The sequence below is a fragment of the Aquamicrobium defluvii genome (genome assembly GCF_004363725.1).
GTDB lineage: Bacteria > Pseudomonadota > Alphaproteobacteria > Rhizobiales > Rhizobiaceae > Mesorhizobium > Mesorhizobium defluvii.
Genome location: NZ_SNZF01000013.1, coordinates 42,130 through 64,759 on the forward strand (window position 1 = coordinate 42,130; position 22,630 = coordinate 64,759).

Here is a 22,630-nt window from a genome sequence, read left to right on the forward strand (position 1 = left end):
GGAATCACCGAAAACCGGATTCTACTTTCCGGTCCGATGCCCTACCTTTTCTCAAGGACCGTCAGGATGGGGCCGGCTGGATGCTTGCCGCCGATGACGACCTTGCCGGCGCTGGTCAGCGTCGATATGGCGCCATCCAGAAAAAGCGCGTTGCGGCACCCCAGTTCATCGCGGAAGAGGCGGGCGAAGCTCCCAAGGCTTACGGGCTTGCGCGATATGGCGACAACGACGCGGCCTTGCATGTCGATGCCGACTCCGTTGCGGATGTAACGCGACGTTCCGTCAGGCTCGAAGCGCGGATGTATCTTGCCGTCGATGACGAGCATGGGGCCGGATTGCGTGGCATAAAGCGTATCCGGCAGGGTTTGCGCATAAACCGAAGATTCCATCACGGCCGCGCGCCCATCCCGGCCGACCATGAAGACGCCATTCGGCTTCATGAAGAAATTGCCCTCGCCATCGTCAAGATTGAGCGGTGTCTTCTCGCGCCCATCGTCGACAAGGATCCCGACGGGCGACAGGTCCTTGTGATACATGCCGGCGTTCATGGACAGCAGGGGCGTGTTTCCCTGCCCTGCCATTTCAGCATCGAACGCAAGGAGGGAGCCGAACGGCTTGCCGTTCACATCCTCGTGCACGATGCGGATGTCATGGGCGGCGGGATCGAGCTCGCACACGATATGCGTCCTGCCCTCGAAAGCCACATCGCGGCAGGGTTCAGGCAAAGGCACGGCAAGGGATTGCGGCGCCTGCGGGGGCGTTACCGGGCGCATCCACCAGGTCGCGGCAAATCCGGCGACGATCAGCACGGCGGCAAACAGGAAAAGCGACACTATTCTCATGCGTTCATGACGAAATCTGACAGCAGACATGCGCTGCGCCGGACACCCTGGCTATAGCGGACTTGTTTCGAAGCGCACTCGGGGCTATTTGATTGGTGAATTTGTGGCCTGATTTCCTGCAGGCCTGAAAGGATTGGCCATGAGCGGAATCAACGATTACATCGACAGCGAAGTCAAGAACAACGACGTCGTCCTGTTCATGAAGGGCACGCCGGGGTTCCCGCAGTGCGGTTTCTCCGGACAGGTCGTGCAGATTCTCGACTATGTCGGCGTGGACTACAAGGGCATCAACGTGCTCGACTCCAGCGAATTGCGCCAGGGCATCAAGGATTACTCCAACTGGCCGACCATTCCCCAGCTCTACGTCAAGGGCGAGTTCGTGGGAGGCTGCGACATCGTGCGCGAGATGTTCCAGGCCGGTGAATTGCAATCCTTCTTCAACGAGAAGGGCATCAAGGTCAAAGGCGCGGCCTGATCTGATTTTTCGCGCTGTCACGGCAGCGCCGCATATTCTGGACAAAGGCGCTGGTGCTCCCGGCGCCTTTGCTGCTCTTTGGAATTATGCGTTTCCGGGTGAGTTTTCGCTCGCTCCCAAGCCAGGAAGCGCCTGACAGATTTGAAGGTTTTTTCTATGGACGCGACCGCCAAAACGGATCCGCCCCGGCTGCTCGGCATGGGCAAAATGGAGTTCATCGCCATGATGGCGATGCTCATGGCGCTCAATGCGCTGGCCATCGACATCATGCTTCCGGGGCTTCAGGAAATCGGCGCGACCCTCGGTGTCGAAAGCGAAAACCACCGGCAGTACGTCATATCCGCCTATCTGCTCGGCTTCGCCGTGGCGCAGCTGGCTTATGGGCCGCTCGCGGACCGGTTCGGCAGACGCACACCGATGCTTGTGGGGCTTGGCATCTACATCGTGGCGGCCTTTGCCGGCGCGATTGCGCCAACTTTCACCAGCCTGCTCCTGATGCGGTTTCTACACGGCATCGGCTCGGCGGCGACGCGCGTCATCACCGTCTCCATCATCCGCGACGTGTTCGGCGGCCGCCAGATGGCCGAGGTCATGTCTCTGGTGATGATGGTCTTCATGATCGTGCCGGTGATCGCGCCGGGCACCGGCCAGATCATCATGCTGTTCGCCGAATGGCACATGATCTTCGTGTTCATGGGCCTGGCGGGCATCGTCGTCACCATATGGATGGCAATGCGCCTGCCCGAAACGCTGGACCCCGCGGACCAGCGCCCCTTCAACCTGCGTTCGATCTTTCAGGCTTTCCGCGTGGTGCTCACGAACCGCGTTGCGCTGTGCTACACGCTTGCCAGCACCTTTATCTTCGGCTCCCTGTTCGGCTTCATCAATTCCGCCCAGCAGGTCTATGTAGGAATCTACGATCTCGGCACGATGTTCCCTGTGGTGTTTGCCGCCGTGGCGGCCTTCATGGCCCTGTCGTCCTATCTGAATTCGCGGCTTGTAGGGCGCTTCGGAATGCGTCGCCTGTCCCATGCGGCACTGATCGGCTTTACCGCTGTCAGCGCCATCTGGTTCGTCCTATCGCTGTTCGGCACGATCGCCTTCCCGCTGTTCCTGACCCTGTTTGCGCTGGCGATGTTCCAGTTCGGCCTCATCGGTTCGAATTTCAACTCGCTGGCCATGGAGCCGCTCGGCCACGTAGCCGGCACCGCATCCTCCGTTCTCGGTTTCATGGGAACGGCGGGCGGCGGCACGATCGGCGCATTGATCGGACAGGCATTCGACGGAACCACGACACCGCTGGCGCTGGGCTTCCTCAGCGTTTCGGTGATCGGAATGGCGTTCGTTCTGATTGCGGAGCGCGGCAAGCTGTTCCAGGCTCACCACAAGCCGGTCTGATATTCCGTCAATGCGGGGCTGTACCACCGAGCTTCAGCCCCGCAAAGTCGAACAGCTTCCGGTCGAGCAAATGCGAGGGGCGCACATTGGCCAGCGCACGGATCATCGTATCCTTGCGGCCCGGCATCTTCCTTTCGATATCGTCGAGCATCGCCTTCATCAGGTTGCGCTGGAGCCCGTCCTGACTGCCGCACAGGTCGCAGGGGATGATGGGAAAACGCATGGCGGCGGCGAATTTCGCCAGATCCGCTTCGGCGCAGAAGCTCAGCGGCCGCAGCACCATCACATCGCCTTCGTCGTTGAGCAGCTTGGGCGGCATGGCCGCAAGGCGACCGCCATGGAACAGGTTCATGAAGAAGGTCTCGAGGATGTCCTCGCGGTGGTGGCCCAGAACCAGCGCCGAGCACCCCTCCTCCCGCGCGACACGATAAAGATGGCCGCGCCGCAGACGCGAGCATAACGAGCAGTAGGTGCTCGATTCCGGCAGCTTGTCGGTGACGATCGAATAGGTATCCTGATACTCGATGCGATGGGAAATGCCGTTGGCGTTGAGATAATCCGGCAGGATATGCTTGGGGAAATTCGGCTGGCCCTGGTCGAGATTGCAGGCGATCAGGTCCACAGGCAGAAGCCCGCGCCATTTCAGATCGAGCAGCAGGGCCAGAAGCCCGTAGGAATCCTTGCCGCCGGAAAGCGCCACCAGCCACCGCTCGCCCGGCCTGACCATGGCGAAATCCTCGATCGCCTGCCTTGTCTGCCGCAGAAGGCGCTTGCGCAGCTTGTTGAACTCAACGGAAGACGGCACCGATGCGAACATGGGATGACAGCCACTGTCGGCCTGCGGTGCGGTATCCTCGGTGAGCAACGGCATATGCATGACGAGCGTGCCTTCAATCTTTCTGGAACAGCGGGCGTTCCAGCGAATGCTGCCTCCCCTGCTCCGGCTTCTTTTACTGGCCGCATTTATGCGATGTCAGACGATTCCGTCCGACTGCAAAATGCACTGACAGACGCCCGCAATAGAACATCGGGCGGACAAGTGGAAACAGGTTTTTATCGCTCCTCCTGACAAGAGGGGCAAAAGAAAAGGCCGCCTCGAAGGCGGCCTTTCCAATACCGTATCCCGGTCCGATCAGCGCGAGTAGAACTCGACCACCAGGTTCGGCTCCATCTGGACGGCGTAAGGCACGTCCGACAGGTTCGGCACGCGAGCATAGGTGGCGACCATCTTGTTGTGGTCGGCTTCGATGTAATCCGGCACGTCGCGCTCGGCGAGGCCAACAGCTTCCAGAACGATGGTGAGCTGCTTCGACTTCTCGCGCACCTCGATAACGTCACCCGGCTTGCAGCGGTAGGAACCGATGTTCACGCGGCGGCCATTGACGTTGACGTGGCCGTGATTGACGAACTGGCGAGCGGCGAAGATCGTCGGAACGAACTTGGCGCGGTAGACGATGGCGTCGAGGCGCGATTCCAGCAGACCGATCAGGGTCTCGGAGGTATCGCCCTTGCGGCGATTGGCTTCCTCATAGGTCTTGCGGAACTGCTTTTCGGAAATGTCGCCGTAGTGACCCTTCAGCTTCTGCTTGGCGCGGAGCTGGAGGCCGAAGTCGGACAGCTTGCCCTTGCGGCGCTGGCCATGCTGGCCCGGACCATATTCACGACGGTTGACCGGGGACTTCGGGCGGCCCCAGATGTTTTCGCCAAGACGGCGGTCGATCTTGTACTTTGCGGATTCGCGCTTGCTCATCGCATTCCCTTTCAAACAAAATACCCTCGGCCCCATGGCCGCGGGGAAGGAAACGCGCCCTCCTCTGGCCTCCTTTTTCGAGACCTGACAGGATTGTCCGCGCCAAGCGACGGACTATCCACGGGACACGTCAAACGAAACAACCGGGCTTGCGGCCCGGTGCTTCGCGGTTCCCACTAGAGGGATCGGCCTGCGCTGTCAAGCGCCCGTGCCGTTTGCAGCGGCATCGAAGGCCGCCCGCGCCTCCCGCAACCGGTCGCGGTTCTGCGCGGCCCAGTCTCCCAGCGCACCGATGGGAACGGCGATGGAACGGCCAAGTGCGGTAAGCGCGTATTCCACTTCCGGCGGAGTGGTGGGTCTCACAGTGCGACTGACCAGCCCGTCACGTTCGAGAGAACGCAGGGTCACCGTCAGCATGCGTTGCGATATGCGCTCGATGGACCGCCGCAACGCGTTGAACCGCATCGGGGCCGGCTGGAGGTTGATGATGACAAGCAGGCTCCATGTGTCGCCAACACGGTCCAGCACATCACGGATGGGGCAATTGCCATTGCCGTCCTCTGCAAAGCCCGGAGAGGCATTCAGCAGCGGCGCGGGCGTCTTGCTTTCGGGCGTGCCTGAAGCAACCTTTCCGACAATGGCATTCATGGCGGTTCCTTCCGTGTAACCTGGGCACGAAATCATGCGTTCTTACAAGGGTCATCGCCCCCTGCTACATAGTTACTTATAATAACCAGATTATGCAATGTTCCCAAATAGCAGGGCATCAGGAGAGAACATGACCCAGACCGCAGACCTTCTTGTTACCGGCGCTTCCGGCCACCTCGGAAAAGCCGTGCTCACCCACCTCATCGAGACGCTGAACGTGCCGGCCGGCCGCATCGTCGCCACCAGCCGCAAGCCGCAGGACCTCGGCGACTGGGCGGCGCGCGGCGTTACCGTCCGCAAGGCGGATTACGACGACCCGTCCGGGCTTGACGATGCGTTCGCGGGCATCAGGCGCCTCCTGCTCATCAGCACCGACGCGCTCGACGAGCCCGGCAAGCGCCTGCGCCAGCACAAGGCCGCAATCGAGGCTGCGGACAAGGCGGGTGTATCGCGCATCGTCTACACGTCCCTGCCCGATGCAGAGACCTCGCTGGTGTCGTTCGCGCCCGATCATGCCGGCACGGAAGCCGCCATAAAGGCAAGCGGCATCGAAGGCCACACCCTGCTGCGCAACAGCTGGTACTGCGAAAACGTCCTCCACGCGCTTCCCCATGCACTGGAGACCGGCAAATGGTTCACCGCATCTGGCAAGGGCGGCACCTCCTACATCACCCGCGACGATCTTGGCCTTGCTGCGGCGACTGCGCTCGTGTCGGATTTTTCCGGCAAACGCACGCTCAGCCTCTATGGCGCGAAGCCGTGGACGGTCGACGAGGTTGCAGAACTTGCGCGCAAAGCGACCGGCAAGCCGCTTGAAGTCGTGCAGGTTCCGGTCGAGGGGCTGGTTCAGGGGATGATCGGAGCCGGACTACCCGGGCCCGTAGCCCGCGTGTTCGCTTCCTTCGATGCGGCCGCCGCTGCCGGTAACCTTGCCGGCTCTCCGGCAGATTTCAAGGCGCTGACCGGTCGCGATCCGCAGTCTTTCGAAGACTGGTTCGCTGGCAACGCCGTCCCGGTGCTGACGCAGGCCGGCTGACTTTTCCCGCCTGACCTTTCAGGGTGGGGGCGTTTTTTGCCCTCACCCGCCTTGCTTGTGCTCAGGTAAACCCTTGTGCCTGGTCTCGGCGAATTCCTCGAGCTCTTTTTCGCTCATAGACTCGTACATTTCCCTTGAAGCGCCCCTGAGCTTGCTCTTGGGCGTTTCACCGCGTTTGGCGGAGAGGGCCGCCCCTGCGGCCTTCTGCTGGGCTTTGGATCTTGCTGGCATGACGGCGTTCTCCTTCCAAGATAAAACGCCCGCCTTCTGTGCATGTTCCATCACATCGGAATCGTCAGGCCGAACCCCTGCATCAGGCGCCGTGTGGCGAAATCCGGATTGCCGGAAGTGAACACGGCCATATCGGGCTCCGCGTCGGTTGCGTCCTGCTGAGGGCGCGCGTTGCTCCCCAGCAAGGACAGCGCGCGCCGGGCGATGGCTTCGGCCGGATCGAGCCAGTCCACCGGCCAGGGCGCAGTCTTGCGCATGCGGTTCGCCAGAAACGGGTAATGCGTGCAGGCGAGCACGACAATGTCGGTGCGCTTTCCGTCCTGCTCCACGAAACAGGGCGTAATTTCCGCCTTTACCTGCTCCTCGTCGACGAAGCCGTCGCGCATGTAGACTTCGGCAAGCGATGCCAGCCGCTCCGAGCCCACGAGCCGCACATGGCATTTGCTCGCCCACTGATGGATAAGGTCGCGCGTATATTGCCGCTTCACCGTTCCGGGTGTCGCCAGCACCGAAACGAGCCCGGACCGGGTGCGTTCGGCAGCGGGCTTGATCGCCGGAACGGTGCCCACGAAGGGATGCCCGGGAAAGCGCCGGCGCAGATCGTCGATCACCAGCGTCGAAGCCGTATTGCAGGCGATGACCGAGATTTCGGGCCGGTAGCGCTCAAGCAGCGTGGCGAAAAGCTCCAGAATGTGAGCCCGCAGTGCCGGTTCCTCCCATGCCCCGTACGGAAACCCCGCATCGTCGGCAACGTAGATGAAGCGGCGATCCGGCATCAGCACCCGCGCCTCGCGCAGCACGGTAAGACCGCCGACACCGGAATCGAACATCAGGATCGGCTGTTCAGTCACCGTCTGGCTCCTCTGCCGCGCCTGTGGATCGTTGGGAAGGCGATGCGGCAAGACCTGACGGGCGGGTGTATGCCGCGCCGCGCGGCGAACCGCGGGTGAAGCGGTCCAGAGACGTGACGACGCCACGCAGCACGCGCAGTTCCGCACCGGCAAACCCGGCCCGCGTCAGAACGGAACGCAGATTGTCCACCATCTTCGCCTTCTTCTCGGGCGGACGGAAATAGCCGCGCGCTTCCAGCGCCTCTTCCAGATGGTCGAACAGGCCCAGCAGTTCCTCCTTGGTTGCCGGCTCCATGTCGGGGCCGCGGAAATTGGTCCGCGTTTCGTCCCCGAAGCCCGACTTCATCCATTCATAGGACATCAGCAGCACCGCCTGCGCGATGTTGAGGGACGCAAAGCCCGGATCGACCGGGAAGGTCACGATCTCGTCGGCGAGGCCGACCTCGTCATTGTTGAGACCGAAGCGCTCGCGCCCGAAGAAGATGCCTGTGCGCTGCCCCGCTTCACAACGTGCCCTGAGCGCCCTGCCCGCCTCCACCGGCCCGCGCACCGGCTTGAAGCCATCGCGCTCGCGCGCCGTGGTGGCGAAGATGAAATTCAGATCGGCAATTGCAGACGGCAGGTCGCCGAACACGCGCACGGCATCGATCACATGGTCGGCCTTGCTGGCCGCCGCCCTTGCCTTCTCGCTTGGCCAGCCGTCACGCGGATTGACCAGCCGCAGCTCGGTCAGCCCGAAGTTGGCCATGGCACGCGCCACCATGCCGATGTTCTCGCCGAGCTGCGGCTCGACCAGAATGATCACCGGTCCCGTGGGGGGCGTTGCTTCGACTGGGGCGTTCGCTGAAGGCATGGAGGTCCGGCGATTGAATGCAGGGAGGGCAGTAGCCGTCCCTGCCATATCCGCCCGGCAAAATGAAGGCATTTCACGCCGACCGACCCGACCAAAGGACGAGACCGGCGCACTCCTGATAAAGCCCTGCACGATTTGCGCCCCATCGCTTGCTTTGATATAGGGGCGCATCCTTAACGCCCTGCCGTTCCGGCAAGGCCCTTTTCCAAGACGAGGCAGTTTTCATGGCGAAGATCAAGGTGGCGAACCCGGTCGTCGAGCTCGACGGCGACGAGATGACCCGCATCATCTGGCAGTTCATCAAAGACAAGCTGATTCACCCCTATCTCGACATCGATCTCGAATATTACGACCTCGGCATCGAGCACCGCGACGCCACCGACGATCAGGTAACCATCGACGCCGCGAACGCCATCAAGAAGCACGGCGTCGGCGTGAAATGCGCCACCATCACGCCGGACGAGGCGCGCGTCGAGGAATTCAAGCTCAAGAAGATGTGGAAGTCGCCGAACGGCACGATCCGCAACATCCTCGGCGGCACTATCTTCCGCGAGCCGATCATCATGAAGAACGTGCCGCGCCTGGTGCCCGGCTGGACCCAGCCGATCGTCGTCGGCCGCCATGCCTTCGGCGACCAGTACCGCGCAACCGACTTCCGCTTCCCCGGCAAGGGCAAGCTGACCATCAAGTTCGTGGGCGAAGACGGCCAGACCATCGAGCATGAAGTGTTCGACGCGCCCGGCTCGGGCGTGGCCATGGCCATGTACAACCTCGACGAGTCGATCCGCGAATTCGCCCGCGCCTCGCTGAATTACGGCCTGCTGCGCAACTATCCGGTCTACCTGTCGACCAAGAACACCATCCTCAAGGCCTATGACGGCCGCTTCAAGGACATCTTCCAGGAAGTCTACGAGAAGGAGTTCGAGGCGCAGTTCAAGGAGCGCAAGATCTGGTACGAGCACCGCCTGATCGACGACATGGTCGCCTCCTCGCTGAAGTGGTCCGGCGGCTATGTGTGGGCCTGCAAGAACTATGATGGCGACGTCCAGTCCGACACCGTCGCGCAGGGCTTCGGCTCGCTCGGCCTGATGACCTCGGTGCTGATGACGCCGGACGGCAAGACCGTCGAAGCGGAAGCCGCCCACGGCACCGTGACCCGCCACTACCGCCAGCACCAGAAGGGCGAGCAGACCTCGACCAACTCCATCGCCTCCATCTTCGCATGGACGCGCGGTCTCGCGCACCGCGCCAAGCTGGACGACAACGCCGACCTCAAGCGCTTCGCCGAGACGCTGGAGCGCGTCTGCATCCAGACCGTCGAGAGCGGCTTCATGACCAAGGACCTGTCGCTGCTGATCGGCCCCGACCAGCCGTGGCTGTCGACCACCGGCTTCCTCGACAAGGTCGACGAGAACCTCCAGAAGGCGATGGCCTGACACGAATGACCTCCGGCTTGCCTTCGCAAGCCGGCAAAGAAAAAGGGGCGGTTTCCGGAAACGGGAACCGCCCCTTTTTCTTTGCCGATCCTCCCGGGACATGAAATCGGCTCCGTTGCAAGCTTGCGGTTTGCGGCTGGCGGAAACTGCCGCGCCTTACGCGGCTTCTGCCCCGCCCGGCTTTCTCCCCGGCACGACTCACGGTAGTTTATTACCCGGTCGGGTTGTGTTGTGGGGGACGACGCATACAGCTTTGCTTTTCAGTGTTCGTTCGAGCATCGGGGTAGAACCGGAAATTTCCTCCGGCCGATGCTCCCAACCCCAAGGAGAGGGACAATGCCTCAGAAACTCGCGGCCGAATTCTTCGGCACATTCTGGCTGGTTTTTTGCGGATGCGGCTCGGCCGTGCTTGCCGCCGCGTTTCCTGAAGTCGGCATCGGTCTACTGGGAGTGGCGCTGGCATTCGGCCTCACCGTGGTGACCATGGCCTATGCCGTTGGCCGCTTTTCAGGCGGCCATTTCAACCCCGCGGTTTCCGTCGGCATGGTCGTCGGCGGGCGTATGCCGGCCAGCGATCTGGTTGGATATATCATCGCACAGGTGGTCGGCGGCATCGTCGCGGGCGCGGTGCTCTATGTGATCGCCTCCGGGCAGCCGGGCTTCTCCGCCGGCGGTTTCGCCTCCAACGGCTATGGCGAACTGTCGCCCGGAAAATATTCGCTGCTGGCCGGCCTGCTGATCGAAGTGGTGTTCACCGCTTTCTTCATCTTCATCATCCTTGCCACGACCTCGGCAAAGGCTTCTGCCGGCTTCGCCCCGCTCGCCATCGGCCTGACGCTGACGCTGATCCACCTCGTGTCGATCCCCGTCACCAACACCTCGGTCAATCCGGCGCGTTCCACAGGCGTCGCCCTGTTCGCGGAAACCGGCGCACTCGGCCAACTCTGGCTGTTCTGGGTTGCCCCGATCGTTGGGGCAGCAATCGGGGCCGTTATCTGGAAGGCGATCTACGCCGACGAGTAAAAGCGCTTCCATGAATTGGGAAAGGCGGCCAATGGCCGCCTTTCCTTTATGAAGCTCCCGAAACACACAGAGCGGAACTAAAGCATCGGACCGAAAAGTGTACTCGGTTTTCGGATTTTTCCGATGCTCAAACAAAATGTTAGAGCATCCTTTGTGCGTCCGAAAGGACGCACGGCGCTCTAAAGCATGTCGCCCGAAAGTGGGAACCGGTTTCGGGATAACGACATGCTTCAAAACAAGAACTTAAAGCGTAAGGAGCGAATCTGAAAGATCGCGACACGCTTTAAAAGAGGCGACCCGCCCTGAGTTTCAGGCTTGCTTGAGTTCAGCTCTCTATTGCAGCGCCTGCGCGACTGCCTGCAAGGCGGCTTGCGCCTGAGTGCCGTCCGGTCCGCCGGCCTGCGCCATGTCGGAACGGCCGCCGCCGCCCTGCCCGCCAAGCGCCGACGAGGCTTTCCGCACCAGATCGACAGCGGAAAAGCGCGCCGTGAGATCGTCGGTAACTGCCACCACGACGCTTGCCTTGCCATCCTCGGCCACGCCGACGAACGTCACCACGCCGGAACCGACCGACTTCTTGCCTTCATCGGCCAGCGACTTGAGATCGCGCGGAGAAACACCCTCGACCACCTTGCCGAGAAATTTCGTCCCCGCGACGTCCTGCACTTCGGAAACAGCTTCTCCGCCCGATCCGCCGCCCAGGGCCAGCTTGCGCCGCGCCTCGGCAAGCTCGCGTTCCAGCTTGCGGCGCTCTTCCACCAGCGCCTCGACGCGAGCCGGGACGTCGGAGGGCGACACTTTCAGCACAGCCGCGGCGGATTTCAGCCGCCGCTCCTGCTCGTCCAGATACCGTCGCGCGGCCTCTCCCGTCAGCGCCTCGATACGGCGCACGCCGGCAGCCACCGGGCTGTCGGAGACGATGCGGATCAGCCCGATATCGCCGGTGGCCCCGACATGGGTGCCGCCGCACAGTTCGATCGAATAGGGGCGGTTGGCCTTTTCACCATGCAGGGCCGTCCCCATCGAGACAACGCGCACCTCGTCGCCGTATTTCTCGCCGAACAGCGCCATGGCGCCTTCGGCGCGCGCATCATCGACCGACATCAGCCGCGTCGTGACCGGGCCGTTCTGGACCACGATCTCGTTGGCCATGCGCTCGACCTGCTCGATCTCCGCGGGCGAAACGGCCTTGTTGTGGGAGATATCGAAACGCAGGCGGTCCGGGGCAACCAGTGAGCCCTTCTGTGCGACATGAGTGCCCAGAACCTCGCGCAGCGCCTCATGAATGAGGTGAGTGGCCGAGTGGTTGGAGCGCAATTTGCTGCGGCGGGCATGGTCGACCCTGAGTTCGACCGCAGCCCCCGGCTTCACCGTTCCCTTCACGACCTTGCCGAGATGGACGACAACGCCCTCGCCCTTCTTCTGGGTATCCTCGACCTCGATGGAGAAGCTTTCGCCGGAGATGATGCCGGTGTCGCCCATCTGGCCGCCGGATTCGCCGTAAAAAGGTGTCTGGTTGACGACGACCGCCACTTTCTGGCCGGCTGAGGCGCTTTCCACCTCCTTGCCGTCCTGCACGAGCGCCTGAACGATGCCTTCGGCCTGTTCCGTATCGTAGCCGAGGAACTCGGTGGCGCCCATTTTCTCCCGCATGCCGAACCAGATCGTCTCGGTCGCCGCTTCGCCCGATCCCGCCCAGTTGGCGCGGGCCTCGGCCTTCTGGCGCTCCATCGCAGCGTTGAAGCCTTCAAGGTCGACGGCAATGTCGCGCTGGCGCAAGGCATCCTGCGTAAGGTCGAGCGGGAAACCGTAGGTGTCGTAAAGCCTGAAGGCGGTCTCGCCATCGAGCCTGCTGCCGCTGCCGAGACCTTCGGTCGCTTCGTTGAGCAGGGTCAGCCCGCGCGCCAGCGTCTTGCGGAAACGGGTCTCCTCCAGCTTCAGCGTCTCCGAAATCAGGCTCTGGGCGCGCACCAGTTCGGGATAGGCCTGCCCCATCTCGCGCACCAGTGCCGGAACCAGCCGCCACATCAACGGCTCTTTCGCGCCCAGAAGCTGGGCATGGCGCATGGCGCGGCGCATGATGCGACGCAGCACATAGCCGCGTCCTTCATTGGAAGGGAGAACTCCATCGGCGATGAGGAATGAGGAGGCGCGCAGATGGTCGGCGATGACGCGGTGGCTGGCGCGGTTCGCCCCGAGCGCCGGCACGCCGGTCGCTTCCTCGGAAGCGCGGATCAGCGCCTTGAAGAGATCGATGTCGTAGTTGTCATGCACGCCCTGCAGAACCGCCGCGACGCGCTCCAGCCCCATGCCGGTATCGATGGAGGGGCGCGGGAGTTCGATGCGCTCCTCCTTCGTGACCTGCTCATACTGCATGAAGACGAGGTTCCAGATCTCGATGAAGCGGTCGCCATCCTCATCCGGACTGCCGGGAGGGCCACCGGGGATATGATCGCCATGGTCGTAGAAGATTTCCGAACAGGGACCGCAGGGACCGGTATCGCCCATCGCCCAGAAATTGTCGCTGGTCGGAATGCGGATGATCTTCTCGTCCGGCAGGCCGGCAATCCGCTTCCACAGGTCGGCAGCAACGTCGTCGGTGTGATAGACGGTGACCAGAAGCCTGTCCTTCGCAAGCCCGAACTCCCGGGTGATCAGGTTCCAGGCAAGCTCAATGGCGCGCTCCTTGAAATAGTCGCCGAAGGAGAAATTGCCCAGCATCTCGAAGAAGGTGTGATGGCGTGCGGTGTAGCCGACATTGTCGAGATCGTTGTGCTTTCCGCCGGCACGAACGCATTTCTGGGAGGTGGTTGCGCGGTTGTAGGAGCGCGTCTCCAGCCCGGTAAACACGTTCTTGAACTGCACCATACCGGCATTGGTGAACATCAGGGTCGGATCGTTGCGCGGCACCAGCGGACTGGAGGCGACGACCTCGTGCCCTTCCTTGCGGAAGTAGTCGAGGAAGGTCGACCTGATCTCGTTCACACCACTCATGAAAGATGCCTTTGTTCAGGAAACGCCAACGGCGCCAGTGCAGAAAACACAGCCTTTTAGCGGTCGGCCCGCACCCTGTCCAGAATCCCGAATGACGCGCGGCCCTGAAAGGGCCACGCCGGCAAAGGCAGGCGCTTCAACATATCCGGCCGGAACACTTGCCCGTGCCGAAATCGGAAACGCCGGCCTGAAAAGACCGGCGTTTCCAACTTGAAAACCGTATCCGATCGTGGAACCGGATCCCGCTGGTCAGCCTTCGCCCGCTTCCGCCTCGAAGCCGCCGTTCTCCAGGAATTTTTCCGCGATCAGACCGGCGTTCTGACGCAGGGTCATTTCGATCTCGCGGGCCGTATCGGGATTGTCGCGCAGGAACTGCTTGGCATTCTCGCGTCCCTGACCGAGACGCTGCGAATTGTAGGAGAACCATGCGCCGGACTTCTCGACCACGCCGGCCTTGACGCCAAGGTCGATGAGCTCACCGGTCTTGGATACGCCTTCGCCATACATGATGTCGAACTCGATCACCTTGAAGGGTGGGGCCAGCTTGTTCTTGACCACCTTGACGCGGGTCTGGTTGCCGACCACCTCGTCGCGATCCTTGACGGACCCGATGCGGCGGATATCGAGACGCACGGAAGCATAGAATTTGAGCGCGTTGCCGCCGGTGGTCGTCTCGGGAGACCCGAACATGACGCCGATCTTCATGCGTATCTGGTTGATGAAGATGACCATGGTGTTGGAACGCGAGATCGAGGCCGTCAGCTTGCGCAGCGCCTGGCTCATCAGGCGAGCCTGGAGACCGGGCAGGGAATCACCCATCTCCCCTTCGATTTCGGCGCGCGGCGTAAGCGCGGCGACCGAGTCCACCACCAGAACGTCGACCGCACCTGAACGGACCAGCGTGTCGCAAATCTCCAGCGCCTGCTCGCCGGTGTCGGGTTGCGAGATCAGGAGGTTCTCGAGATCGACACCCAGCTTGCGGGCGTAAACCGGATCGAGCGCATGTTCGGCATCGACGAAGGCGCAGATGCCACCCTTCTTCTGGGCTTCCGCCACCGTATGAAGAGCCAGCGTCGTCTTGCCCGAGCTTTCGGGACCGTAAACCTCGATGATACGTCCGCGCGGCAGGCCGCCAACGCCCAGCGCAATATCGAGGCCGAGCGAGCCGGTCGAGACTGTCTCTATCTCCACCACCTGCTCGTTTGCCCCCAGGCGCATGATCGAGCCCTTGCCGAAAGCGCGCTCGATCTGCGACAGGGCCGCGTCCAGAGCCTTTGATTTGTCCACCGAATTGTCCTCTACAAGCCGTAATGAATTCTGAGCCATGATACAGCACCCTTTGGTCGTCAATGATAGACGGACAATCGTTGACCGCTCATATTTTTGTACCTCTTTTGTTCCAATTTGGCAAGAGGCATTAACTATATGTTTTTATTTACTAAATCTCATATGTTCTTATTTTGTTTTCATTTCATGCCCGCCGTTACGGGATATGAATGCCAACACCGTATCCGGCAGGGTGACGAATCGCGACCTTCCAGCATTCGCGGGAAAGGCAGCTCAGAGCGCCGGTCCCCGTTCCCGCGCGGCCCGCAATCCCGCCTCATAGGCTTGGCGTGCCCACATCGTCATATCGTCGGGATCGTCGAACGCAGCCTCGGGGACCGACCAGTAGGGCATCGCCACTTCCCTGCCCTTTCCACTATAGGTCCATTGCCTCGAACCGGCAGCAGCGAAGTCCGGCGCGCTTTCGGCATCCGCCTTGAGCATCAATTCACCCCGCAGAACGATGGCGATGATCACACCATGATGATAGATGCCCTTACCGCCGAACAGGCGGCGTATGGTGACAGCGCCGAGACCTTCGAAGAGTTCCCCGATGCGCTCGTCATCCATGGCGGGCAGGTCAGGCTTCGGCTGCCGCGCGCGCCTCGGCCAGCGCCTTGAGATCGGCGGGCTTCAGTTCCACGGATTCGCCGCAGCCGCAGGCGGAAGACTGGTTCGGGTTGCGGAACACGAAGCCGGTACGCAAGGTCGTGACTTCGAAGTCCATCTCGGTGCCTAGCAGGAAAAGCGCGGCTTCCGGCGCGACATAGACGTGCGCGCCTTCATGCTCGACATGATCGTCCTTCGGGTCCGGCTCGGTCACCAGATCGATGGTGTACTCCATGCCGGCACAGCCGCCCTTCTTTACGCCAAGCCGGATGCCGTGCGCGCCTTCGCGCATCGCGACGATCTCGCGCACACGCCCGGCTGCCCTGTCGGTCAGCGTCATGACGGAAAAACGTGCCATTCCAGTCTTCTCCATGCCATGCAGGTCAAAGGCCTGCCGGAATGATCTTCCTTATTCTCCCCCTTCAGGATGGGGGAATTCGCAAGCCGCCGCAAGGGTGTCCGCCCGCGCTCAATACCAGCCGACGGCGATCTGCGCCTCCTCCGACATGCGGTCCGGCGTCCATGGCGGATCGAAGGTCATATTCACCTCGACGCCGGAAACGCCTTCCACCGCGCCGACCGCATTCTGCACCCAGCCCGGCATTTCGCCGGCCACCGGGCAGCCGGGAGCCGTCAGGGTCATGTCGATCCTGACGGTGCGGTCGTCCTCGATGTCGATACGGTAGACGAGACCGAGTTCATAGATGTCGGCGGGAATTTCCGGGTCGTAGACGGTTTTCAGCGCCGAAATGATGTCGTCGGTCAACCGCGCCAGCTCGTCGTCCGAAATGGTCGAGACCGTTGCCTGCTGTCCGGCGGTTCCGGCATTGGCGGTCGTATCGTCCATGTCCATCATCCGAAGAATTTCCGTGCCTTTTCCAGCGCCTCTGCCAAGACATCGACCTCGGCCCTGGTGTTGTACATGCCGAAGGATGCCCTGCATGTGGAGGTGACGCCGAAGCGTTTCAACAGCGGCTGGGCGCAATGGGTGCCGGCGCGCACGGCGACACCCTGACGATCGATGACCATCGAGACATCATGCGCATGGATACCCTCAAGCTCGAAGGAGACGATGGCGCCCTTGCCCGGTGCTTCACCGAAAAAGCGCAGCGAATTGACGCCCCGCAGCCGTTCATGGGCATAGGCGGTCAGGTCCGCTTCGTGGGCCGCGATGCGGTCGCGGCCGATGCTGTCCATGTAATCCAGTGCAGCGCCCAGCCCGATCGCCTGCACGATGGGCGGCGTTCCGGCCTCGAAGCGATGCGGCGGAGCGTTGTAGGTGACCATATCCTCGGTCACCTCCTCGATCATCTCGCCGCCGCCCATGAAGGGGCGCATCGCTTCCAGCCGCTCTTTCCTGCCGTAGAGGACGCCGATGCCGGAGGGACCGTAGACCTTGTGGCCGGTGAAGACGAAGAAATCGCAACCGAGATCCTGCACGTCGATGGGCATGTGGACGGCGCTCTGGCTGCCATCGACCAGAACCGGAATGCCGCGCGCATGGGCGATGCGGCAGATTTCCCTGATCGGCGTGACCGTGCCGAGCGCGTTGGACATGTGGGTGATGGCGACCAGCTTCGTTCGCTCGGTCAGGCTCTTCTCGAAATCTTCCAGATGCAGGGCACCCAGATCGTCGACCGGCACCCACACCAGCTTCGCGCCCTGACGCTCGCGGATGAAATGCCACGGCACAATGTTGGAGTGATGCTCGAGGATCGACAGCACGATCTCGTCGCCCTCGCCGATGTTCGGCATGCCGAAGCCGTAGGCCACGGTGTTGATGGCGGCGGTCGAGTTGGAGGTGAAGACGATGTTGTCGGTCGACGGCGCGTTGAGGAAGCGGCGCACGCTCTCGCGCGCCTTTTCATAGGCGTCCGTGGCCGCATTTGAAAGAAAGTGCAGGCCGCGGTGTACGTTGGCATATTCCTGCGCATAGGCATGCTGGATGGTGTCGAGCACCACCTGCGGCTTTTGCGCCGAAGCGCCGTTGTCGAGATAGACCAGCGGTTTGCCATGCACCTGCCGGGCAAGGATCGGGAAGTCGCGGCGGATGGCCTCGACATCGTAGGGTGCGGCTTCGATCTTCTGGTCCATAATCTCTTCTCTGAACCGCATTGCGAACGCCCCGGCGATGCCCGGGGCGTCGGTTAAAAGCCGGCGTTCATCCGTGCGTTGCAAACCACGCGTCAAGCCTGGCTTCGAGGGCCTCGACGATCTGCTCGTCTTCCAGTTCCTCGATCACCTCGGCCACGAACGCCTTCACCAGAAGGCCCCGCGCCGTCTTTTCGGTAACGCCGCGCGACATCAGGTAGAACAGATGGTCGCCATGGATCTCGGTCACCGTCGCGCCATGGCCGCAGGCCACGTCGTCGGCAAAGATTTCCAGTTCCGGCTTGGTCGAGAACTCGCCGTCGTCGGACAGCAGCAGCGTATTGCAGGCCATGCGCGCGTCGGTCTTCTGCGCATACTGATGCACGTTGATGCGGCCCTGGAACACGCCATGGGCTTTTCCGGTCACCACATTGCGTACCACTTCGACCGACCCGGTGTGCGGAACGGCATGATCGAGCACCATGGTGACGTCGGTGTGGCTGTCACCCGCAAGCAGGTTGACGCCGCGCAACTGGAAGTCCGAGCCTTCGCCGGCAACCCTGACCAGCACTTCCTGACGCACCAGCTTGCCGCCCGCGTTCATGACGAACAGCGTCAGCTTCGCGTCCTTGCCGATCACAGCCTTGAACTGCGCCAGATGCTGCGCGGTTTCAGGCTGCTCCTGCACGATAAGCCACGTCACCTCGGCGCCGTCGCCAACCTGAAGCTGGCTGACCGAGCTGGCAAGCCCGGCACCCTCGCCCGACTGGCGTTCCACAATCACGGCGCGGGAGCCGGAACCGACATTGACCACCATTCTCACATGGCTCTGGCCGCCGGCTTGCAGATTCTGCAGTTCCACCGCCTTTTCCAGTTCGGTGCCTTCGGCAATGTCAAGCGCAATGCCGTCGGCCACGAAAGCGGCGTTTATGGCACCGATGGCGTCGTCCCTGCCATAGGTCTCCAGCGAAGCGGCAAAGGAGCCATCCGCCAGCCGTTCTGCAAGCGGCGCGAAGGAAACGCCGTTGCCGAGCACCGGCGTGCCGGAAACGGCGCCATTGACCAGCGTGACCACGCCCGAACCCTCCAGGAGCGGGTCGAGCGCCTTTGCCGATGACGTCGCATCGAACTCCGGCACCTTGCTCAAAAGGCGGCGCAGGTCGGTATAGTGCCAGGTTTCCACGCGACGGGTCGGAAGGCCCGCCTTGATCGCCTCGATGGCGCTGTCGCGCCGCGCCATCACTTCGCTGTCGCCCGGCAGCGCGCCCAGCCGCTCGCCGAATGCCTCGATCAGGGCCGTCTCGGCTGGCGTAAGCTGCGGGGTTGCATGTACGTTCATTGCATTCACCTCACCTTGCGCCGCCTCAGGCGGCTTCACCGATCACGCCGGCATAGCCGTTGGCTTCGAGTTCGAGCGCCAGCGACTTGTCGCCGGACTTGATCACCTGTCCCTTGTAGAGGACATGGACGGTGTCGGGCACGATGTGTTCGAGCAGGCGCTGGTAGTGGGTAATGACGAGGAAGGCGCGGTCAGACGAACGCAGCGAGTTCACGCCCTCGGCCACGATCTTCAGCGCATCGATGTCGAGGCCGGAATCGGTCTCGTCCAGCACACACAGCTTCGGCTGCAAAAGCTTCATCTGAAGGATTTCGGCGCGCTTCTTCTCACCGCCGGAGAAGCCGACATTGAGCGGACGCTTCAGCATGCCCATGTCCATATTGAGGGAGCCGGCGGCATCCTTCACGCGGGCGATGAACTCCGAAATCTTCAGCGGCTCCTCGCCGCGCGCCTTGCGCTGCTCGTTCAGCGCCACCTTCAGGAACTCCATGGTGGCGACGCCCGGTATCTCCATCGGGTACTGGAAGGCGAGGAAGATGCCGGAAGCGGCGCGCTCGGCCGGATCCATCCCGAGGATGGATTCGCCGTTGTAGAGGATGTCGCCCTCGGTCACCTCGTAATCCTCGCGCCCGGCGAGGATGTAGGACAGGGTGGACTTGCCGGAGCCGTTCGGGCCCATGATGGCGGCGACCTCGCCGGCCTTCACGGTCAGGTTCAGCCCGCGGATGATCTCGGTGCCATCCTCGGCGATGCGGGCATGCAGGTTCTTGATCTCAAGCATTTGTTCTTCCTGAATTTCTTCCAAAGCCCGTTGCGGTCTCCGAAACCGCTTTGCGTGCTTCCAGTCTATATGTCTTCGACGGTCAGCCGACCGAACCTTCGAGCGAGATGCCGATGAGCTTCTGCGCCTCGACGGCGAACTCCATCGGCAGCTCCTGAATGACGTCCTTGACGAAGCCGTTGACGATGAGCGCGATGGCTTCCTCTTCGGGAATGCCGCGCTGCATGACGTAGAACTTCTGGTCCTCGGAAATCTTCGACGTGGTGGCCTCGTGCTCGAACTGGGCGGTGGCGTTCTTGGCTTCCATGTAAGGCACTGTGTGCGCGCCGCACTGGTCGCCGATCAGCAGCGAATCGCAGTTGGTGAAGTTGCGCGCATTGGTGGCCTTGCGATGGGCCGAGACCTGGCCGCGATAGGTGTTCTGCGAGAAACCGGCGGCGATGCCCTTGGAGATGATGCGGCTCTTCGTGTTCTTGCCGAGATGGATCATCTTGGTGCCGCTGTCGATCTGCTGATAGCCGTTGGAAACGGCAATCGAGTAGAACTCGCCCTGGCTGTCGTCGCCGCGCAGGATGCAGGACGGATATTTCCATGTGATGGCAGAACCGGTTTCCACCTGCGTCCACGAGATTTTCGAGCGCGCGCCACGGCAATCGCCGCGCTTGGTGACGAAGTTGTAAATGCCGCCCTTGCCCTCGACATCGCCTGGATACCAGTTCTGGACGGTGGAGTACTTGATCTCGGCATCGTCGAGCGCGATCAGTTCGACCACGGCGGCGTGAAGCTGGTTCTCGTCGCGCTGGGGAGCGGTACAGCCTTCCAGATAGGAGACGTATGCCCCTTCCTCGGCGATGATCAGCGTGCGCTCGAACTGGCCGGTGTTCTTCTCGTTGATGCGGAAATAGGTCGACAGCTCCATCGGGCAGCGCACGCCCTTGGGCACGTACACGAACGAACCGTCGGTGAAGACGGCGCTGTTGAGCGTCGCATAATAATTGTCGGACACCGGCACCACGGAAGCGAGATATTTGCGTACCAGATCCGGATGCTCGCGGATCGCTTCCGAGATCGAGCAGAAGATGACGCCGGCCTTGGCCAGCTCCGCCTTGAAGGTGGTGACGACGGACACCGAATCGAACACCGCATCCACCGCCACGCGGCCGGAAGCGTAGACATTGTCGCTCGCCTCGTCATTGTCAGCGGCAGGCTTCTGCACGCCGGCGAGGATTTCCTGCTCGCGCAGCGGAATGCCGAGCTTCTCATAGGTGCGCAGCAGCTCAGGATCGACCTCGTCGAGGGATCTCGGACCCGACTGGTTCTTCGGCGCGGCGTAGTAGTAGATGTCCTGGAAGTCGATCTTCGGGTAGGAAACGCGCGCCCAGGTCGGCTCTTCCATGGTCAGCCAGCGCCGATATGCCTCCAGCCGCCACTGAAGCATCCAGTCGGGCTCCTGCTTCTTTTCCGAGATAAAACGGATGATGTCCTCGTTAAGGCCCTTGGGCGCCTTATCGGTCTCAATTTCCGTCTCGAATCCGTATTTGTACTGATCGACGTCGATCTCGCGAACCTGATCGATCGTCTCCTGCACTGCAGGCATAGGCGTTCTCCATCCTTATCGGGGGCAAGGCCCGACAGTTTTCAAACTATGGCACCGCCCTTCCGGGCCGCGTGAGTTCCATATAGTGCATCCCGACCGGATTTACACCCGGCCATGACGCACAGCTTGACCGGGCCAAGGCCCGTGCGGCCGCCCTCAGGCGGCCCTGCTTCCACCGGCACGGCGGGACGCGATGCCCGCCAGTGCCGAACGGAACAGTTCAAGGTCCTGCACGCTCGTCTCCTGCCCGATCGACACGCGCAACGCACCCTGTATTTCGTCAACTCCCATCGCCGCCAGGACATGGCTGGGACCAACCTTGCCCGACGAACAGGCGGAGCCGGCTGACAGCGCCACGCCGGCAAGGTCGAAGGCGATCTGGGCCGTCTCGGCCTTGAGGCCGGGAATGGCGAAGAAGCTCGTATTGGCCAGACGCGGCGCGGCATGCCCGAAGATGACGGCATCCGGCACCAGTTCCACGAGCGCCGCCTCGAAACGGTCGCGCATGTTGCGAACCCTGTCGACGGACCCGAGCCCTTCCAGCACTGCCGCCGCGGCGGCACCGAACCCCGCAATGCCGGCAAGATTTTCGGTTCCGCCGCGATGGCCCTTCTCCTGCCCGCCGCCGGCAACCAGCGGCTTCGGCATCATGAGGTCTGCCGCGGCAATGATCGCGCCGACGCCCTTGGGGCCGCCGATCTTGTGTGCGGAAAGAATCAGGTAATCCGCGCAAGGCTTTGACATGTCGAGCGGAATGCGCCCTGCCGCCTGAACGGCGTCCAGCACAAGAACCCCGCCGGCCGCCCTCACGACAGAGGCGATCTCTTCAAGCGGCTGCACCACGCCCGTTTCATTGTTGGCGGCGTGCACGGCGACAAGCGCCAGCCCCTGCTCCCTGTCATGGGCGGCAAGCGAGGCAATCAGTTCGTCGAGCCTGAGCAGGCCATCGCCATCGACGCCGATCCGCGTGACCTGATGGGCAGGAAAGCGCCCGCCGCCGAGCAGGCAGGGATGATCCGCAGTGCAGACATAAAGGCGACCGAAGCGCAGGGCCGCCTTGCCCATCCGCCAGTCCGGCGTGAGCAGGGTCATGGCGGCTTCGGTCGCTCCGGAGGTGAAGACGACGTGCTGGGGATTGGCATTCGCCAGAGCGGCCACCCGCCGGCGCGCCTCCTCGACGATGCGCCGCGCCGCGCGGCCCTCGCCATGCACGGACGAGGGATTGGCGCCATCCAGCGCCGCGACCACAGCCTCGCGCGCCTGCCCGAGAAGCGGCGCGCTGGCGTTGTAGTCGAGATAGGCGCGAACGGCTGCCATTTTCCTGTCCGTTTCTCCCTGCATTAAGCCTGA

Annotated in this window: 23 protein-coding genes; 5 read left to right on the forward strand and 18 right to left on the reverse strand. The window is 62.3% G+C overall.

The features are described from left to right. Nucleotides 1–41 precede the first annotated feature (41 nt). Nucleotides 42–842, reverse strand: coding sequence for a phosphodiester glycosidase family protein (locus DES43_RS11500; protein WP_035025538.1), 801 nt, complete (start codon nt 840–842; stop codon nt 42–44). 139 nt (nt 843–981) lie between these two features. On the opposite strand from DES43_RS11500, the gene grxD reads away from it, so the two are divergent. Then, nucleotides 982–1,317, forward strand: coding sequence for a Grx4 family monothiol glutaredoxin (gene grxD, locus DES43_RS11505; RefSeq protein WP_035025539.1), 336 nt, complete (start codon nt 982–984; stop codon nt 1,315–1,317). A 17-nt stretch (nt 1,318–1,334) separates the two neighbouring features. On the opposite strand, the gene DES43_RS22690 is transcribed toward grxD, so the two are convergent. Then, entirely contained in the window at nt 1,335–1,556 is a 222-nt protein-coding gene (locus tag DES43_RS22690) for a hypothetical protein (protein WP_208110840.1), read from the reverse strand. Between DES43_RS22690 and DES43_RS11510 the strand changes: the two genes are divergently transcribed. Continuing rightward, nucleotides 1,516–2,715, forward strand: coding sequence for a multidrug effflux MFS transporter (locus tag DES43_RS11510; protein ID WP_035025695.1), 1,200 nt, complete (start codon nt 1,516–1,518; stop codon nt 2,713–2,715). The genes DES43_RS22690 and DES43_RS11510 overlap by 41 nt on opposite strands. Before the next feature lie 7 nt (nt 2,716–2,722). Here the strand turns inward: DES43_RS11510 and ttcA are convergent, their stop codons facing one another. The 3 genes from ttcA to DES43_RS11525 all read right to left on the reverse strand — a co-directional run bounded on the left by ttcA (nt 2,723) and on the right by DES43_RS11525 (nt 5,113). Continuing rightward, complete coding sequence (gene ttcA / locus DES43_RS11515; protein WP_035025540.1) at nt 2,723–3,592, reverse strand: tRNA 2-thiocytidine(32) synthetase TtcA; 870 nt, start codon at nt 3,590–3,592, stop codon at nt 2,723–2,725. Nucleotides 3,593–3,847: 255 nt separating this feature from the next. Beyond that, nucleotides 3,848–4,465 carry a 30S ribosomal protein S4 gene (gene rpsD, locus DES43_RS11520; RefSeq protein ID WP_035025541.1) on the reverse strand — a complete coding sequence of 206 codons (618 nt, stop codon included), beginning with the start codon at nt 4,463–4,465 and terminating at the stop codon, nt 3,848–3,850. 198 nt (nt 4,466–4,663) lie between these two features. Next, nucleotides 4,664–5,113 (reverse strand): winged helix-turn-helix transcriptional regulator, encoded by a 450-nt coding sequence (locus DES43_RS11525; protein WP_035025542.1) that lies wholly within the window; start codon nt 5,111–5,113, stop codon nt 4,664–4,666. A 130-nt stretch (nt 5,114–5,243) separates the two neighbouring features. Between DES43_RS11525 and DES43_RS11530 the strand changes: the two genes are divergently transcribed. Continuing rightward, the gene (locus DES43_RS11530) at nt 5,244–6,149 is read left to right on the forward strand and encodes an SDR family oxidoreductase (protein ID WP_035025543.1); all 906 of its coding nucleotides are present in this window, start codon (nt 5,244–5,246) and stop codon (nt 6,147–6,149) included. Nucleotides 6,150–6,191: 42 nt separating this feature from the next. Here the strand turns inward: DES43_RS11530 and DES43_RS11535 are convergent, their stop codons facing one another. Genes DES43_RS11535 through DES43_RS11545 form a run of 3 tightly spaced genes read right to left on the reverse strand, consistent with a single transcriptional unit; the run spans nt 6,192 to nt 8,084 of the window. Beyond that, nucleotides 6,192–6,380, reverse strand: a complete 189-nt coding sequence (locus DES43_RS11535) for a DUF3008 family protein (protein ID WP_035025697.1) — start codon at nt 6,378–6,380, stop codon at nt 6,192–6,194. Nucleotides 6,381–6,430: 50 nt separating this feature from the next. Then, on the reverse strand, nt 6,431–7,231 hold the full coding sequence (gene murI, locus DES43_RS11540; protein WP_035025544.1) for a glutamate racemase: 801 nt from the start codon (nt 7,229–7,231) through the stop codon (nt 6,431–6,433). Continuing rightward, nucleotides 7,224–8,084 carry an RNA methyltransferase gene (locus tag DES43_RS11545; protein ID WP_051520495.1) on the reverse strand — a complete coding sequence of 287 codons (861 nt, stop codon included), beginning with the start codon at nt 8,082–8,084 and terminating at the stop codon, nt 7,224–7,226. The genes murI and DES43_RS11545 overlap by 8 nt, the downstream gene beginning before the upstream one ends. Before the next feature lie 224 nt (nt 8,085–8,308). On the opposite strand from DES43_RS11545, the gene DES43_RS11550 reads away from it, so the two are divergent. Both DES43_RS11550 and aqpZ read left to right on the forward strand, forming a co-directional pair. Beyond that, complete coding sequence (locus DES43_RS11550; protein ID WP_035025545.1) at nt 8,309–9,520, forward strand: NADP-dependent isocitrate dehydrogenase; 1,212 nt, start codon at nt 8,309–8,311, stop codon at nt 9,518–9,520. A gap of 336 nt (nt 9,521–9,856) precedes the next feature. Further along, on the forward strand, nt 9,857–10,543 hold the full coding sequence (aqpZ, locus tag DES43_RS11555; RefSeq protein WP_035025547.1) for an aquaporin Z: 687 nt from the start codon (nt 9,857–9,859) through the stop codon (nt 10,541–10,543). Between the two features lie 333 nt (nt 10,544–10,876). On the opposite strand, the gene alaS is transcribed toward aqpZ, so the two are convergent. The 10 genes from alaS to DES43_RS11605 all read right to left on the reverse strand — a co-directional run bounded on the left by alaS (nt 10,877) and on the right by DES43_RS11605 (nt 22,597). Beyond that, entirely contained in the window at nt 10,877–13,537 is a 2,661-nt protein-coding gene (gene alaS, locus DES43_RS11560) for an alanine--tRNA ligase (protein ID WP_035025548.1), read from the reverse strand. A gap of 249 nt (nt 13,538–13,786) precedes the next feature. Further along, nucleotides 13,787–14,863, reverse strand: coding sequence for a recombinase RecA (gene recA / locus DES43_RS11565; protein ID WP_035025551.1), 1,077 nt, complete (start codon nt 14,861–14,863; stop codon nt 13,787–13,789). A 234-nt stretch (nt 14,864–15,097) separates the two neighbouring features. Then, nucleotides 15,098–15,433: a TfoX/Sxy family protein gene (locus DES43_RS11570; RefSeq protein ID WP_035025553.1), complete on the reverse strand. Its 336-nt coding sequence runs from the start codon at nt 15,431–15,433 to the stop codon at nt 15,098–15,100. Nucleotides 15,434–15,443: 10 nt separating this feature from the next. Next, a complete protein-coding gene (gene sufA / locus DES43_RS11575) occupies nt 15,444–15,830 on the reverse strand; it encodes a Fe-S cluster assembly scaffold SufA (RefSeq protein ID WP_035025554.1) in 387 nt (128 codons plus the stop codon). 111 nt (nt 15,831–15,941) lie between these two features. After that, a complete protein-coding gene (locus DES43_RS11580; RefSeq protein WP_035025700.1) occupies nt 15,942–16,319 on the reverse strand; it encodes an SUF system Fe-S cluster assembly protein in 378 nt (125 codons plus the stop codon). Nucleotides 16,320–16,324: 5 nt separating this feature from the next. Next, nucleotides 16,325–17,566, reverse strand: a complete 1,242-nt coding sequence (locus DES43_RS11585) for a cysteine desulfurase (protein WP_035025556.1) — start codon at nt 17,564–17,566, stop codon at nt 16,325–16,327. Nucleotides 17,567–17,633: 67 nt separating this feature from the next. Next, nucleotides 17,634–18,902, reverse strand: a complete 1,269-nt coding sequence (gene sufD, locus DES43_RS11590) for a Fe-S cluster assembly protein SufD (protein ID WP_035025557.1) — start codon at nt 18,900–18,902, stop codon at nt 17,634–17,636. Nucleotides 18,903–18,927: 25 nt separating this feature from the next. Beyond that, a complete protein-coding gene (gene sufC / locus DES43_RS11595; RefSeq protein WP_035025560.1) occupies nt 18,928–19,683 on the reverse strand; it encodes a Fe-S cluster assembly ATPase SufC in 756 nt (251 codons plus the stop codon). Nucleotides 19,684–19,765: 82 nt separating this feature from the next. Further along, on the reverse strand, nt 19,766–21,280 hold the full coding sequence (sufB, locus tag DES43_RS11600; RefSeq protein WP_035025562.1) for a Fe-S cluster assembly protein SufB: 1,515 nt from the start codon (nt 21,278–21,280) through the stop codon (nt 19,766–19,768). Nucleotides 21,281–21,436: 156 nt separating this feature from the next. Then, complete coding sequence (locus DES43_RS11605) at nt 21,437–22,597, reverse strand: cysteine desulfurase family protein (RefSeq protein ID WP_035025702.1); 1,161 nt, start codon at nt 22,595–22,597, stop codon at nt 21,437–21,439. Between the last annotated feature and the right edge of the window lie 33 nt (nt 22,598–22,630).

Coding starts and splice junctions, on each gene's coding strand:
- DES43_RS11500 (WP_035025538.1), bottom strand. CDS start 842: ATGAGAATAGTGTCGCTTTTCCTGTTTGCCGCCGTGCTGATCGTCGCC.
- grxD (WP_035025539.1), top strand. CDS start 982: ATGAGCGGAATCAACGATTACATCGACAGCGAAGTCAAGAACAACGAC.
- DES43_RS11510 (WP_035025695.1), top strand. CDS start 1,516: ATGGGCAAAATGGAGTTCATCGCCATGATGGCGATGCTCATGGCGCTC.
- DES43_RS22690 (WP_208110840.1), bottom strand. CDS start 1,556: ATGAGCATCGCCATCATGGCGATGAACTCCATTTTGCCCATGCCGAGC.
- ttcA (WP_035025540.1), bottom strand. CDS start 3,592: ATGCATATGCCGTTGCTCACCGAGGATACCGCACCGCAGGCCGACAGT.
- rpsD (WP_035025541.1), bottom strand. CDS start 4,465: ATGAGCAAGCGCGAATCCGCAAAGTACAAGATCGACCGCCGTCTTGGC.
- DES43_RS11525 (WP_035025542.1), bottom strand. CDS start 5,113: ATGAATGCCATTGTCGGAAAGGTTGCTTCAGGCACGCCCGAAAGCAAG.
- DES43_RS11530 (WP_035025543.1), top strand. CDS start 5,244: ATGACCCAGACCGCAGACCTTCTTGTTACCGGCGCTTCCGGCCACCTC.
- DES43_RS11535 (WP_035025697.1), bottom strand. CDS start 6,380: ATGCCAGCAAGATCCAAAGCCCAGCAGAAGGCCGCAGGGGCGGCCCTC.
- DES43_RS11545 (WP_051520495.1), bottom strand. CDS start 8,084: ATGCCTTCAGCGAACGCCCCAGTCGAAGCAACGCCCCCCACGGGACCG.
- DES43_RS11550 (WP_035025545.1), top strand. CDS start 8,309: ATGGCGAAGATCAAGGTGGCGAACCCGGTCGTCGAGCTCGACGGCGAC.
- aqpZ (WP_035025547.1), top strand. CDS start 9,857: ATGCCTCAGAAACTCGCGGCCGAATTCTTCGGCACATTCTGGCTGGTT.
- alaS (WP_035025548.1), bottom strand. CDS start 13,537: ATGAGTGGTGTGAACGAGATCAGGTCGACCTTCCTCGACTACTTCCGC.
- recA (WP_035025551.1), bottom strand. CDS start 14,863: ATGGCTCAGAATTCATTACGGCTTGTAGAGGACAATTCGGTGGACAAA.
- DES43_RS11570 (WP_035025553.1), bottom strand. CDS start 15,433: ATGGATGACGAGCGCATCGGGGAACTCTTCGAAGGTCTCGGCGCTGTC.
- sufA (WP_035025554.1), bottom strand. CDS start 15,830: ATGGCACGTTTTTCCGTCATGACGCTGACCGACAGGGCAGCCGGGCGT.
- DES43_RS11580 (WP_035025700.1), bottom strand. CDS start 16,319: ATGGACGATACGACCGCCAATGCCGGAACCGCCGGACAGCAGGCAACG.
- DES43_RS11585 (WP_035025556.1), bottom strand. CDS start 17,566: ATGGACCAGAAGATCGAAGCCGCACCCTACGATGTCGAGGCCATCCGC.
- sufD (WP_035025557.1), bottom strand. CDS start 18,902: ATGAACGTACATGCAACCCCGCAGCTTACGCCAGCCGAGACGGCCCTG.
- sufC (WP_035025560.1), bottom strand. CDS start 19,683: ATGCTTGAGATCAAGAACCTGCATGCCCGCATCGCCGAGGATGGCACC.
- sufB (WP_035025562.1), bottom strand. CDS start 21,280: ATGCCTGCAGTGCAGGAGACGATCGATCAGGTTCGCGAGATCGACGTC.
- DES43_RS11605 (WP_035025702.1), bottom strand. CDS start 22,597: ATGGCAGCCGTTCGCGCCTATCTCGACTACAACGCCAGCGCGCCGCTT.